Source organism: Geothrix sp. (genome assembly GCF_030219325.1).
GTDB lineage: Bacteria > Acidobacteriota > Holophagae > Holophagales > Holophagaceae > Geothrix.
In genome coordinates, this window is record NZ_CP126625.1 from 2,842,973 (window position 1) to 2,855,050 (window position 12,078).

The following is a 12,078-nucleotide window of genomic DNA, read 5'->3' on the forward strand; positions in this document are numbered from 1 at the left end:
CCAGGCCCAGGATGAATGAGCGCACGGCGATCAAGGTGGCCCTGGTCGAGGACGACGGCTCCACGCGGGAGGGGTTGCGCCTGCTGATCCATGGCAGTCCCGGCTTCCACTGCACCGGCGCCTACGAATCGGTGGAGGAGGCCCTGCCGGCCCTGGCCCGGGACGCACCGGACGTCCTGCTCATGGACATCAACCTGCCCGGCATGTCAGGCCGGGAAGGGGTGCGGATCATCAAGGATCGCTGGCCCGCCATCGAAGTCCTGATGCTCTCGGTCTACGGCGAACAGGAGAGCGTGTTCGAATCCATCTGCAATGGTGCGGCCGGCTACCTGCTGAAGAAGACGCCGCCGGCGCGGCTGCTGGAAGCGATCCAGGAGGCCCGTGATGGCGGCTCGCCCATGTCCCCGGAGATCGCCCGGAAGGTGGTGGTGCTGTTCCGCAAGACGCCGCGGCCCGAACCCCCGGAGCGGCAGCTCACCCCGAGGGAACTCCAGCTCCTGGCGCTCCTGGCGGAAGGACATGGCTATGCCGAGGCCGCGGACCTGCTCGGAGTCAGCGAGAACACCGTCCGCAACTACATCCGCAGCATCTACGAGAAGCTGCACGTGCACTCCAAGTCCGAAGCGGTGAGCAAGGCTCTGCGCCAAGGTCTCATCTCCTGAAGGCGCACTGCAATTGATCACGAATCAGAAAAAAACGCATGTTCATGCTCTGCCCGCGGATCGCTTCCAGTCGCAATCTGGGCCCATCAGCGGTCCGTCGTGCCGAGACCCGGCACCCGCGACCCTGGGTGGAGGCTCGTCATGCCCGTCTCGGCCAGCACCCCTTCCTCCGTGCCTGTCGCTTCAGCGCCGCCCTCGTGGAGGGCGATCCTGGCCTTCTGCCTGGGGTCCACGGGTCGAATCCGGAGGTATTTCGCCAGGATCGAATCCGGAGCCACCCTCGTCCGCGATCCGTTCTCTGCGGAGCAATCCAGGGACTGACGTCGAGATCCTCCATCCACCGAACGCCACTGGCCCCGGATGGGCCGGCATCCCAGGGGAGAAACCATGCCCAGCACCGTGGACCTGGTGAGTTGGCTGTTCGTGGTCACCAACACCTTCCGTCTGTTCGCCTACCTGCCGCAGATCATGGCCGCGCTGAGGTGCCCGAACGGCGCCAGCGCCATCTCGCGGGCCACCTGGAGCTATTTCGCCGTGGCGCACCTCACGGGCCACTTCTACAGCCGGCTGGTGCTCCACGCCCCGAAGATGTCAGCCGTGCTGCTGGGCAACTTCCTGGCCTGTTCCACCCTGGTGGCCATCGTCACCTGGAAGAGGATCCGGCATCGGGCGGCCACCGCGGGGGAGATGAGGCCGGCACCCCTGGGGGCGGAATGACTCCGGCGGGTGCTGCAAGACATTCCACGGATTGAGCGTGACACCTTGGTGAGGCTCTTCCGCGGGAAAAGCCGCGGCCTTCAGCGCCCCTTCACCATCGGCACGAACCGCACCGGCAGCACGGCATTCTTTTCCAGGCCCGCGGGCGTCCTCTGCAGCAGCACCAGCTCCTGGGCCCCCCACTGGGAGCCCACGGGGATGATCATCCGGCCGCCCGCCTTCAGCTGGGCGACCAGCGCCGGAGGCACCTCCTCCGGCGCGCAGGTGACGATGATCGCATCGAAGGGCGCCGCCTCGGGCCAGCCAAGGTGGCCATCGCCGCAGCGGACCTTCACATGGGTGAAGCCCAGTCGCCGGAGGTCGGTTTCGGCCCGCCGGGCCAGGGGCTCGACGAGCTCGATGCTGCAGACCTCGGCCACCAGCCCGGAGAGCACCGCCGCCTGGTAGCCGGAGCCGGTGCCAATCTCCAGCACACGGTCCGTGGGCTTTGGATCGAGGGCCTCGGTCATGAAGGCCACGATGTAGGGCTGGGAGATGGTCTGGCCGTGGCCGATGGGCAGGGGCCCGTCCTCGTAGGCCCGGGACCGCAGCTCCGCGGGTACGAACTCGTGGCGGGGCACCTGGCCCATGGCTTCCAGCACCCGGAGGTTCGTGATGCCCCGGGCCGCGATCTGCTCCCGCACCATGCGGGCCCGGGCGGTCGCGTAGCCGGTCTCCCCCGCCGCTCGGGGCGGCTGGGCAGCCCCCTCGTCTCCCCCTAACAGCAGCATCAAGGTCACTCCCAGATGCAATCGCATGGGTACGAAGGTAGTCCGCCCCGCCCCAGCCGCCAACCCGTACCACGATTGCCGGCTTCTTCCAACGCCGCCAGCCGGAAATCAACCCTCAAGTCAGGTTCGACGATGAGCGCACAACAGGGGGTCTCCATGCCCAGCCTTCGCCCCGTCCTTCTCTCGGCACCCAGCACCAAGGAACGGCGGCGCCCCTGGTGGCCCCAGGTCTTCAGCCTGCTTAGCGCGGCGCTGCTCATGGGCTGCCATCTCTTCGACGCTTCGCATCCATCCTGGCCTCCACCACCCCCCACGGTCAGCCTCGTCATTCCCAGCCACACGCAGACAGTGGGCACCACGCAGCAGCTGTCGGCCACGGCCTCCAACGGGGGCGGGATCACCTGGTCCATCGATTCCGGTGGCGGCTCCCTCAGCACCACGGGACTCTTCACGGCCCCGGTCACGCCCGGAACCACGGTGGTAAGAGCCGCCCTGACTGGAATGGCCACCATCTACGCAACGGACAGCATCTCGGTCGTGGCGGCTCCCCTGACCCAGACTTTGCTGATCTCCAGCCCCAGCGCGGGCAAAGGTGGCATCGGTCAGTGGAACCTCTACAATCCGGCCACGCTGGCCAAGAGCTCCACCCTGGCGGAGGCGAAGGGCATCCCGGAACCCTCGAGTGCCTCGCTGAGCGATGAAAACGGGGAGACCGGCTACCGCGGCGGCTTCACCTACAATGCCGTGGACCACACGTTCTACGCGGCGCTGGACCGGGCGAGCATGCCCGCGCTCACGCCGCAGGGACTGTCCTCTGATGACTCGCCCGGAATCCTCGTGCGCTTCGATCCCGAGACGGATCAACTCGAATGCCTGGCCACGATTCCCCTGCTCACCAGCTATGGCACGAACAGTCCCCTCAACGGTTTCCTCACCAGCCCCGTGGTCAGCCCGGATGGCAAGTCCCTCATCCTGGTAGCCCAGGGCGGTGGTGAGTCCATGCCCGGACCGGACGGCACTGGGGTGCCGGGGGGCGGGGTGGTCCATGTGGACATCGACCCGGCCAGCCCCACCTTCAAGCGATTCACCCCGGTCTACAACTTCGCCGACTACGGGCGGACCCTGCCCTTCAACCGGCAGATGGTGAAGGTGGACGGCAAGCCGCGCCTCGTCAAGGCCGGGGGCGCGGACATGATCTACCTCGTCACCGACGAGGTGCACTACAACATCCAGGGGCAAGCGAGCAGCAATCCGGCCAAGCAGATGCTCCTGAAGCCGCACACGCCCGCCAACTGGGCGGGCCCCTGGGAGATCTCCTCGACGGCCTTCACCGCGCCTGGCCGGGAGCAGCTCCTGCAGCCCTGGTGGGATGACTTCACCAACAGCTACTGGTACGGGGCCAACGACAATCAGACCGATTCCGCGTTCTGGAACATCAAATCCAAAGTGGGATTCACCGGTCCGGAGAATTCCTATTTCCCCCCATCGACTTTCCTCGGCATGCGGAGACCGGTGAGTGTATTCACGGTGATCGGCCATAACGGGGCCTTCGTGGTCAACGCGGGGGTGGACGAAGCGAATACGGACCTCAATTCGATGAAGATCATCGAACTCAGTACCAACCCCACCATCGATCCGATCGAGCGTAAACGGCTGTCCAGCTACGAGACCGGCACCACGCAGCGCCTGTGGCCCGCGGGCGTGGGCGTCAGCCCCACGACGGGACTGGTCTTCATGACCGGAACCTCTATGCCGGGCGCCCAGCAGATCCCCGCCGCCATTGAGCGGACCCTCGCGAATCTGCCCGCCTCTACCACCACGCCCTCGACCGCCCCCTACCACAGCCTGCCGCTGGACACGCTGTATCGGGGTGGCGCTGGGGTCAGCTACCTCGACATGGATGGCCCACTCCCCGGCAGCCTCGATGTCATCGACATGTCCAACTTCGCGCTGTACAACCTCGTGCGGGGCAGTGCGGCGCTGGGCTGGGTCTTTGTCGGGGCACCTGCCCTGGCGGTCGCTCCACCGAGCCCATCGCGGACCGCTACCTCGTCACCCTGGCCCTCTACGGTGGCGCCAACGGCAGCGGCGCGGTGATCAAGTACGATCGGCTCACCGGCAAGGCGACCTCGGTGCCCCTGGGGGCCACCACCACCGGCCAGCCTGTGGGGCAGCCGCTCCAGCTGGCTTCGGGCCTGGTGCTCGGCGGCACGAACATCCGCACCGCCGCGGGGCTCACGCCGACGCGCAGCTACCAGGGTGTCTACACGCTCAATCCGGCCACCGGAGCGACCCGGGACTACCCCCTGCCCTTCGCCGACCTGGTCGCCCAGGGGAAGCCGCAGTACACCACTGCGATGCGCGCGCCCCATTCGTTCACCCAGGCTGCAAACGGCACCGTCTGGTCCCTGGTGCCCTACTACCTCCACCTTCTCTTCTCGCCGAGTGTCGTACTCGCCCCAGGGCTCTTTGCCCTCGATGCCGCCTCCGGGGCACCCACGGGCGAGATCCACTTCTTCGATTATTCCCCCGGTTCGGCGGGCCCGGCGGCGGGCGCCCTGGGCTACCTGTCGCCCATGGCCGCGCAAGGCAATGTCCTGGTCTTCGTGACGCCGACGACCTTCGCGGATGCAGTTGATGGCAGCCGCGTCTGGTGCGTGGACCTCGCCACCCGCGACGCCAACAACCACCCTGCCAGCGGCTCCGCGCTGCTGACACCCGGCGGTGCCGCGGACGAGGCCTGGTGGCCGCTGTTCGGCCCCACTCTGGCGAAGAAGACCGGCCAGCTGTACCTGATGACCACGGCCATCGGCCCCACCACCAGCCCCACGCGGCAGGTCCGCATCCTGAAGATGCAGGTGGGCAGCCCGGTCACGGTGGCACCCGCGGTCACGGCCGTGCTCACGGTCGCCGGCGCCGTGGACCTGCCAGGCACGCCCCTGTTCGATGCCTCGGATGGCAACCTCTACTACGGCACGGCGACGGGCAGGCTGATGAAATTCGATCCCGTCGCAAAGGCCGTCACGATGGTCGCGGACCTGGCCGCCACGCCTGGCGTCACGACAGACTGCCGCGGCTTCCTCAGCGAAGCCGGTGGCGGGGTGCTGATGGGCATCGCCGCGGATCAGGACAGCACCGGAAGCCTGACGACCCGCCGGGCCTTCCGCTACATCCTGGCCACAGGCGCCTCAACCACCACGGCCGTGGAAGCAAGCGATCGGGATCCGTTCCCAGGCATCACGCCGATCCTGCACTGAAGCACTCTTCCTGCAACTTGGCGCCGACGGAGAGGACTGTCCAGTTGACGCCACCTTGCCACCATTGCAAGGCATGAACCATGAACAAGCTCCATGCATTCACCCTGATTCTGATGGCGGCCGCCATCATGCCTGCCTCCGAGCCGGAACGCTTCGTCACGAAAGTCAAACTGCCTTCGGGACAGACGGCCGTGGTGGCAGAAGGAGACTTCGAACCGCGCTCCACGGGCAGCTTCAGCATCCGGTTGTACGACGCGGCACCTGCTGGTGACGAGACCACCTTCTTCCGCGCAGGCAAGGTCCTGGATCGGGACGGAGCCGTTGAGAAGGTCGTGCTTTCGAAGGAATCAAGCCGCCATCCAGCCGAGATCATCGTGATCGTGCGATCCACGGGGACGGGAGGTTATCTGTCCGCCCACGCCTTCACGTTCGACAAACGACGCCTCACGCTCCGCGCTTCCATGAGCGGATTGCCCGCTAATGCTGACCCGCTGGCCACCCTTCGGCGATCCAAACGGAGAGCTGTGCGTTCGACAGACTGACCAGCCAGACCTTTTGGCAGCGATCCATGAAAACACCTGCCGCCCAGTCCAGTACCGGACGGCAGGTGCGGTCGTGCCTACCAAGCGGACTGCGAACGATGGCCCTGGCCTGGCATCACCCCAGGGTCAGCTCCAGGCTGCCGGCCAGGCCGCCGGTCCAGCTCCGTAGGCGCCAGATGGCGACCAGGGCCTTGGCCTTCGCGGCGCCCGGGAAGGACTGGCTGAACGTGACCGACACGACCTGGCCGGCGGCGTCCACCTTCAGCTCGAGCGTGGTGCCCGCAGGCATCCCCGCCAGGGCCGCGGTCAGCGCGGGATCCAGGAGACGGGCCTCCACCTCGCGGCGCAGGGCGGCGGGATCCGAGGTGCCGGTGATGCCGGCGAAGGACCGGATGCGGAGGAAGGAGGCCTCCTTCGCCTTCTCCTGCCGGGCCGCCCGATCCTGGGCCACCACCTCGACGACGGCCGAAGCCCCGACGGCGCGCTTCGCCATGGGTGCGGGCGCATAGGCCATGGGGCTGGCGGCGACGCCCCCGACCACGCCGCCGACCACCCCGCCGACCACGCCACCGCGCGCGTAGCCCACGGCCGCGTCCGACACGCCCTCGGGCATGGGCAGGGGTTGGGTGACCGTGGTACTGTGTCCGCCGGTGTTGCGCACGAGCGTGTCCACCGCCACGAAGGAGGTGTGGGCCGTGAGCAGGTGGTAGGTGAGGCCCAGCCGCGTGACCTCGGCCTTGCGGGCCTCGTCCTGGCCGAACTGGTCATAGTCCGAGAGCATCTGGATGCGCTGGCGGGCCCAGAGCTGGGGCAGGGCCCCGTGGCTGCGGCCCTTCACCTGGCCCACTTCGAAGGTCTGGCTCCAGGGGCCGCTGCCACTGATGCCGGAGAGGGTGACGGTGCCCTTGGCCTCACCCTTCCACTTGCCGAGGCAGATCACGGGCCGATCCGCCAGCACGTCCGGCAGCTGGATGGGCTCTAGGTCCTGGATGTGGAAGCCGTTCGTGGTGAGCTTGAGGTTCGTGAGCACCGGCGAGGAGACATAGGCGCGGAACTTCTCGGCCTCGGCGGCGGCCTGCTCGGGCCTGGTGATGACGAAGGCCTCGCCCTGTCCCGCGTGGGCCATGCCCTCGATGAGGTGACGGTTCACCGACGACCCGATGCCGAAGGTGAAGAGGTTCGCCGAGCCCAGGTTCTTCCGGATGATGTCGAAGACCTGGCCGTCGGCGCTGATGTAGCCGTCCGTGGACACCACGAAGGTGCGCGAGATGCCGGGCACCCGGGGCAGGCCCAGGGCCTTGCGCATGGCGCTGCCCAGCTCGGTGCCGCCCCCGCCGTTCTGCATCCGCACGAAGGCCAGGGCCTGCGCGGCGTTCTCCGGCGTGGCGGGCTGGGAGGCGGTTGACCACAGGGCCGAGCTGCCCTCGAACACCATCACGTTGAAGAGATCCTGGGGTCGCAGGCCCTGGATCATTTCCTTCATGAGCACCTTGGAGACTTCGATGGGGAACCCCATCTGGCTGCCCGAGACATCCATGATGAAGACGAACTCGCGGGGCGGCAGGTCCTTGGGCATCACGCGCTTGGGCGGCTGCGCCATGAGCAGGAAGGTGTTCTCCTCCCGGCCCTGATCCAGCAGGAGACCGGACTGCACGGTGCCGCCCGCCAGCTGGTACTTCACGATGACGTCGCGGTTGCCGCCCTGGGCTTCGCTGGGATCGAGCTTCAGCGTGGCCTCGGCCTTGCCGTCGTAGGCGATGGACGTCTTGTGCGTGTCGCAGCTCATGCGCTGGATGGGCAGGCCCGCCGACAGCCTCACCTCCAGGTCGAAGGAGGTGGCGGGTTTCTCGCCGGCGTGGGTGTAGGGATTGGCCACCCAGGGCTCGCCGGTGCTGGACTCCGTGCCGACCCTTCCGGCGTAACGGGGTCCCACCACGGTGGGATAGACGAAGGCATAGGTGCCTTCCGTGGGCACCAGCAGCTCGGTGTACGACAGCTCCACGCGGATCTCGTCGCCGGGCATGATGTTCGCCACGTTCATCTGGAACACGTTGGGGCGGTGCTGCTCCAGCAGCGAGGCGCTGCGCCCCTGCTGCTTCGCCTGCTCATAGTCGGCCCGGGCCTGGCCCCGCTCCTTGATCTGCGCCTTCAGCACCCGCTCGCCGATGGTCATGGTCATGCCGTAGACGGCCGAGCGCGTGGAGCCCGGGAACACGTAGATGGCCTCCAGGGGCTTCGTGCCGGTGTTCTTGTACACCTGGGTCACCTTCACGTCGGCGATGACGCCCGCGATGGCCACCCTGGCCGAGGTGGCCTTCAGGGGCAGCTGGTCCACGGACGCGTCATCGCTCTTCACGAAGAAGTAGGGCGACAGCGTGGCGTCAGGGTTCTCGCCCTTCGGCCCGCGGTCCATCCCGGCGGGCGTGGGGCGGATGCGGGCCTGGGCATCGCCCTGGGTGGTGAGGGCGAGCCCCACGCAGGCGAGCAGGGTGGTGGTGGAGCGGCGCAGCGACATGGGTTCCTCCCGGATGGGCCGCACCGGCATGGCGCGGTTCAGGAGGGTATGTCGCGTGAATGCGGTTCCTTTCAGCCGGTGGAAGGTCCTCCCTGGGAATGCCAGCTTTCCTGAACGGGCCCCAGGGGCCCTCCCGCCGTACCCATGCTCGTCCAGCCCTGCTTGATGCGTGTCCCGGCCACCCGCGACCCACCGGAATCGGCCGACGATTTCCATGGACACCCATTCAAGTTGGGACATATTGAGACTCTATTTCCCGAATCCACCCCTCCCCGAAGGGACAACTAGGAGAACACCATGAAACGGGCCATGCCGATCTTCCTGTGCTGCAGCCTCGTCCTCGCCACGGCTGCTTCCATCTCCGCCCGCGAACCAAAGGCGGTCGGTGTCCAGAGCGTCGACCAGGCGTTCACCAAGGCGCTCCTGGACGGTGATGCCGCGGCCCTCGCGGCCCTCTATGCGGATGATGCGGTTCTGGTCATGCCCGGGAGCCCGGCCATCCGCGGCGGCAAGGCCATCGCCGAGACGTTCGCTGGCTGGCTCAAGGCCACCAAGGTCACGGCGTTCAGCATGACGACCACCGGCCATCGGACTTCGGGCCGCCTCTCCACGGGTTGGGGGACCTGGACCATGACGAGCGCCCCGAAGGCGGGTGGGGCCCCCACCACCGAGACGGGGACCTTCTGCGAGGTCACCCAGGAGAAGGATGGTGTGTGGCGCTACGTCTCGGATCATGCGGCCGCAGATCCCGCCCCAGCCGCGAAACCGTAGCGGCCGCTCCGGCAACGAGTCCTTTCAGCCAGGCTGAGTTCCCGGATGGTGGAAAGGTCTACTTCGCCCCGGGGTGGATCCGGGCCCTGAAGCCATCCACAGGCCCGCTTTCCGGCAGCCTGGCGGGCTCGGCCGCGGGGGCGTTCAGCAGGTAGAGGTCCAGGGCATCGCCCGCCGCCAGCCGGGTCTCGCATGCCCACCGGGCCATCTCCCCGCCGGGGTCGATCACCCGGAGGATCAGCAGCTCCACGCCAGCGGCGTTGCGCTTCAGGAGCACCGCAGCGGCACCCGCGGGTCCCTTCACCGTGATCCGGGTCAGGCCATCGGGCCGGGGTTCCAGAGTCCAGCTGGGCCTGAACTCCGCCGCGGCCTTCCACACCACCCGGCGCGGGGGTGGAGGCGCCACGCCGCCCACGACGCCCCCCACGACCCCGCCAACCACCCCGGGCGAGAGCGCCGCGGCACCCTGGGCCGGCTGGTCCTGCCTGGATTTCTTGGCTGCGGGAGCCGGAACCACCGAGGCCAGCACCTCCACCACCGCGGCGGGCTTCGGTGCCTCGGCCTTCTTCGCCAGGTTGTCCTGGGCCTCCGCCCGTCGGAACTCGGCGGCCTTCTCGCGGGCGGCGTCCGCGGCCACGGCCATGGGCGCCCCGCCCGCCGGGGCCACGCCCCGTTGGGGCGCCGGTTCCGGGGGCGGAGGCGCCGCCGGCGTGGCGGCCTGGGCGGGCGCCGGGGCCTCCTTGGCTTTCTCCAAAGGGCTCCGGTTGCGCGCGGCGGTTGGAGTCGCCGGTGCCGCGGGCGTTGCCTCAACGGCCTTGGCGGCGGGGGCCTTGTCCATCTCCGGGCGCAGCGGGGGCGGTGCCTTGTCGGGGCTGCGCAGGTAGGCGATGCCCGCGAGGGAGGCCAGCAGCAGGCTGGCCGCGGCGCCCAGCACGCCGGTGCGGCGCCAGAAGGGCACCACCTTGGGCGGGGCCGCAGGCGCCAGGGCCGCGATGAGTTGGGCCTTCGCCGCGGGATCCGCCAACAGTTCCCGCAGTATTTCTTCATCCATCAGGGCGTCGAAGACGGCCTGATGGCCCAAGGCCGCGGCAAACAATTGCTGCCGTTCCTCTTCGGTGAGGGTGCCGGTGGCATGGCCGCCCAGGAGCTTTTCGGCGTCGATCCGCGTCATGGCACCCCCCCTCCGGCGGCCTGCCAGCTCCCGCCCAGCGTTTCGAGCAGCTGCTTTCGGCAGCGGTGGTCCCAGGTGTAGACGGTGTTCAGGGTGGTGGCGCCCATGAGCCCCTGGATCTCGGCGAAGCTGCGCCCCTGCAGCTTGAGGCGGAACAGCTCGCGGCAGCGCTCGCCCATGCGGGCGATGCCCCCCATGAGCTTCGCCAGCAGCTCCTTGTGCTCCAGCACCGTGGCCGGGTCCGGCGCATCCGAGGGCGGCGGGAACTGGTCCACGTCCACGGCGTCGTACTCACCCCGGCGGGCGGCCTTGCGGCGGTGGGCCGCCAGCTTGAAGCGCAGGATCTGGAAGGCCAGGGGCAGCAGGTCCTCGATCCGGTCCAGGTGGCCGTACTTCTCGTGGAGCAGCATCAGCACCTCCTGCGCCAGGTCCTCCGCATGGGCGCCTGCATACCGGGATGCCGCGAAGGACACGATCCTTTCACGGAGCCGGGCCAGGATCGCGGCGCGACCGGAGGGGGCGGCCTCCTCCCCGAGGGGGATGGGCAGGGCGGAGGGCATCGGGAGGTCGGCGTCCATGGAACCAGGAGGTGAATTCCATCCTGGCAGCGAATGTCCCTCCCGGGCACCGGGTACACTGCCTCCATGCCCGAACGCCTGATCCTGCTCACCAACGACGATGGCCTCTGGGCCCCCGGCATCGCCGCCCTGGCCCGGGCTGCCGCGCCCTTCGGCAAGGTGGTCACCGTGGCCCCCGACCGCAACCGCTCGGCCATCTCCTCGGCCCTGAGCCTGCACAACATCCTGCGCCTGAACGAGGTCGGCCCCGACCGCTTCGCCTGCGACGGCACCCCCGTGGACTGCGTGCTGCTGGGCGTCTGCGAGGTGCTGGGCCGCAAGCCCGACTGGGTGCTCTCGGGCATCAACCACGGCTTCAACCTCGGCGAGGACGTCTTCTACTCCGGCACCGTGGGCGCCGCCTTCGAGGGCCGCCTGCAGGGGGCGCGGGCCGCGGCCTTCTCCATCCATCCCGGGGGTTCGCTCGACGTGGCGGAGCCCTGGATCGGCCGCTTCCTCGAGCGCTGGGAGGCCATGGAGCTGCCCGCCAACCGCATCTGGAACGTGAACTTCCCCAAGGGCGAGCCCAAGGGCTTCCACCTCACGGGCCAGGACAGCCGCGCCTACCACGACCTGGTGGAGCGCCGCGTCGATCCCCGCAACACGCCCTACTTCTGGATCGGCGGCGACGCCGGCCCCACCTACGCCAAGGCCCCCGGCAGCGATGCGGAAGCCGTCTTCCACGGCTTCGCCAGCGTGACGCCCCTGCGCCTCGACCTGGGCTGCCCCGAGACCCTGGCGCGCCAGGCCGACTTCGACGCGGCCTTCAAGCGGTAGCGCCGTGGCCGTCGCCTTCCGCGTCCACGGGGAGGTCCAGGGGGTGGGCTACCGGCGCTTCGCCCAGCGCGAGGCCCAGGCCCTCGGCTTGGCGGGCTGGGTGCGGAATGATCCCGATGGTTCGGTTTGCGGTGAGGCCGAGGGCTCGGAGACCGAACTGGCGGCATACCAGGCCCGGCTGGCCCAGGGCCCCGCCTTCGGGCGGGTCTCCCGACTGGACTGGGAGGCCCTGGATATGCGATCCTCCCTACCCTTTCCTTTCGAGATCCGCAGGTAGCC

13 protein-coding genes are annotated in these 12,078 nt (G+C 68.7%); 8 read left to right on the forward strand and 5 right to left on the reverse strand.

Features of this window, described 5'->3' with window-relative positions; genetic code table 11:
- The first annotated feature begins 11 nt into the window (after nucleotides 1-11).
- A complete protein-coding gene (locus tag QOZ81_RS12685) occupies nucleotides 12-662 on the forward strand; it encodes a response regulator transcription factor (protein ID WP_291205818.1) in 651 nt (216 codons plus the stop codon).
- A gap of 86 nt (nucleotides 663-748) precedes the next feature.
- Here the strand turns inward: QOZ81_RS12685 and QOZ81_RS12690 are convergent, their stop codons facing one another.
- A complete protein-coding gene (locus QOZ81_RS12690) occupies nucleotides 749-895 on the reverse strand; it encodes a hypothetical protein (protein ID WP_291205815.1) in 147 nt (48 codons plus the stop codon).
- A 154-nt stretch (nucleotides 896-1,049) separates the two neighbouring features.
- Between QOZ81_RS12690 and QOZ81_RS12695 the strand changes: the two genes are divergently transcribed.
- Complete coding sequence (locus QOZ81_RS12695; RefSeq protein ID WP_291205812.1) at nucleotides 1,050-1,379, forward strand: hypothetical protein; 330 nt, start codon at nucleotides 1,050-1,052, stop codon at nucleotides 1,377-1,379.
- Nucleotides 1,380-1,459: 80 nt separating this feature from the next.
- On the opposite strand, the gene QOZ81_RS12700 is transcribed toward QOZ81_RS12695, so the two are convergent.
- The gene (locus QOZ81_RS12700; protein WP_291207590.1) at nucleotides 1,460-2,149 is read right to left on the reverse strand and encodes a protein-L-isoaspartate(D-aspartate) O-methyltransferase; all 690 of its coding nucleotides are present in this window, start codon (nucleotides 2,147-2,149) and stop codon (nucleotides 1,460-1,462) included.
- A gap of 156 nt (nucleotides 2,150-2,305) precedes the next feature.
- Between QOZ81_RS12700 and QOZ81_RS12705 the strand changes: the two genes are divergently transcribed.
- The 3 genes from QOZ81_RS12705 to QOZ81_RS12715 all read left to right on the forward strand — a co-directional run bounded on the left by QOZ81_RS12705 (nucleotide 2,306) and on the right by QOZ81_RS12715 (nucleotide 5,948).
- On the forward strand, nucleotides 2,306-4,246 hold the full coding sequence (locus QOZ81_RS12705) for a hypothetical protein (protein ID WP_291205809.1): 1,941 nt from the start codon (nucleotides 2,306-2,308) through the stop codon (nucleotides 4,244-4,246).
- Nucleotides 4,243-5,406, forward strand: coding sequence for a hypothetical protein (locus QOZ81_RS12710; RefSeq protein WP_291205806.1), 1,164 nt, complete (start codon nucleotides 4,243-4,245; stop codon nucleotides 5,404-5,406). The genes QOZ81_RS12705 and QOZ81_RS12710 overlap by 4 nt, the downstream gene beginning before the upstream one ends.
- Before the next feature lie 80 nt (nucleotides 5,407-5,486).
- On the forward strand, nucleotides 5,487-5,948 hold the full coding sequence (locus QOZ81_RS12715) for a PliI family lysozyme inhibitor of I-type lysozyme (protein WP_291205803.1): 462 nt from the start codon (nucleotides 5,487-5,489) through the stop codon (nucleotides 5,946-5,948).
- A gap of 115 nt (nucleotides 5,949-6,063) precedes the next feature.
- Here the strand turns inward: QOZ81_RS12715 and QOZ81_RS12720 are convergent, their stop codons facing one another.
- Entirely contained in the window at nucleotides 6,064-8,463 is a 2,400-nt protein-coding gene (locus tag QOZ81_RS12720) for a VIT and vWA domain-containing protein (protein WP_291205800.1), read from the reverse strand.
- 297 nt (nucleotides 8,464-8,760) lie between these two features.
- Here QOZ81_RS12720 and QOZ81_RS12725 point away from each other — a divergent pair, with 297 nt between their 5' ends.
- A complete protein-coding gene (locus QOZ81_RS12725) occupies nucleotides 8,761-9,234 on the forward strand; it encodes a YybH family protein (RefSeq protein WP_291205797.1) in 474 nt (157 codons plus the stop codon).
- A gap of 58 nt (nucleotides 9,235-9,292) precedes the next feature.
- Here the strand turns inward: QOZ81_RS12725 and QOZ81_RS12730 are convergent, their stop codons facing one another.
- On the reverse strand, nucleotides 9,293-10,405 hold the full coding sequence (locus QOZ81_RS12730) for a hypothetical protein (RefSeq protein WP_291205794.1): 1,113 nt from the start codon (nucleotides 10,403-10,405) through the stop codon (nucleotides 9,293-9,295).
- On the reverse strand, nucleotides 10,402-10,983 hold the full coding sequence (locus QOZ81_RS12735; RefSeq protein WP_291205791.1) for an RNA polymerase sigma factor: 582 nt from the start codon (nucleotides 10,981-10,983) through the stop codon (nucleotides 10,402-10,404). The genes QOZ81_RS12730 and QOZ81_RS12735 overlap by 4 nt, the downstream gene beginning before the upstream one ends.
- Nucleotides 10,984-11,049: 66 nt before the next feature.
- Here QOZ81_RS12735 and surE point away from each other — a divergent pair, with 66 nt between their 5' ends.
- A complete protein-coding gene (surE, locus tag QOZ81_RS12740; protein WP_291205788.1) occupies nucleotides 11,050-11,799 on the forward strand; it encodes a 5'/3'-nucleotidase SurE in 750 nt (249 codons plus the stop codon).
- Between the two features lie 4 nt (nucleotides 11,800-11,803).
- Entirely contained in the window at nucleotides 11,804-12,076 is a 273-nt protein-coding gene (locus QOZ81_RS12745) for an acylphosphatase (protein WP_291205785.1), read from the forward strand.
- The last annotated feature ends 2 nt before the right edge of the window (nucleotides 12,077-12,078 follow it).

Coding starts and splice junctions, on each gene's coding strand:
- QOZ81_RS12685 (WP_291205818.1), top strand. CDS start 12: ATGAATGAGCGCACGGCGATCAAGGTGGCCCTGGTCGAGGACGACGGC.
- QOZ81_RS12695 (WP_291205812.1), top strand. CDS start 1,050: ATGCCCAGCACCGTGGACCTGGTGAGTTGGCTGTTCGTGGTCACCAAC.
- QOZ81_RS12700 (WP_291207590.1), bottom strand. CDS start 2,149: ATGCTGCTGTTAGGGGGAGACGAGGGGGCTGCCCAGCCGCCCCGAGCG.
- QOZ81_RS12705 (WP_291205809.1), top strand. CDS start 2,306: ATGCCCAGCCTTCGCCCCGTCCTTCTCTCGGCACCCAGCACCAAGGAA.
- QOZ81_RS12715 (WP_291205803.1), top strand. CDS start 5,487: ATGAACAAGCTCCATGCATTCACCCTGATTCTGATGGCGGCCGCCATC.
- QOZ81_RS12720 (WP_291205800.1), bottom strand. CDS start 8,463: ATGTCGCTGCGCCGCTCCACCACCACCCTGCTCGCCTGCGTGGGGCTC.
- QOZ81_RS12725 (WP_291205797.1), top strand. CDS start 8,761: ATGAAACGGGCCATGCCGATCTTCCTGTGCTGCAGCCTCGTCCTCGCC.
- QOZ81_RS12730 (WP_291205794.1), bottom strand. CDS start 10,405: ATGACGCGGATCGACGCCGAAAAGCTCCTGGGCGGCCATGCCACCGGC.
- QOZ81_RS12735 (WP_291205791.1), bottom strand. CDS start 10,983: ATGGACGCCGACCTCCCGATGCCCTCCGCCCTGCCCATCCCCCTCGGG.
- surE (WP_291205788.1), top strand. CDS start 11,050: ATGCCCGAACGCCTGATCCTGCTCACCAACGACGATGGCCTCTGGGCC.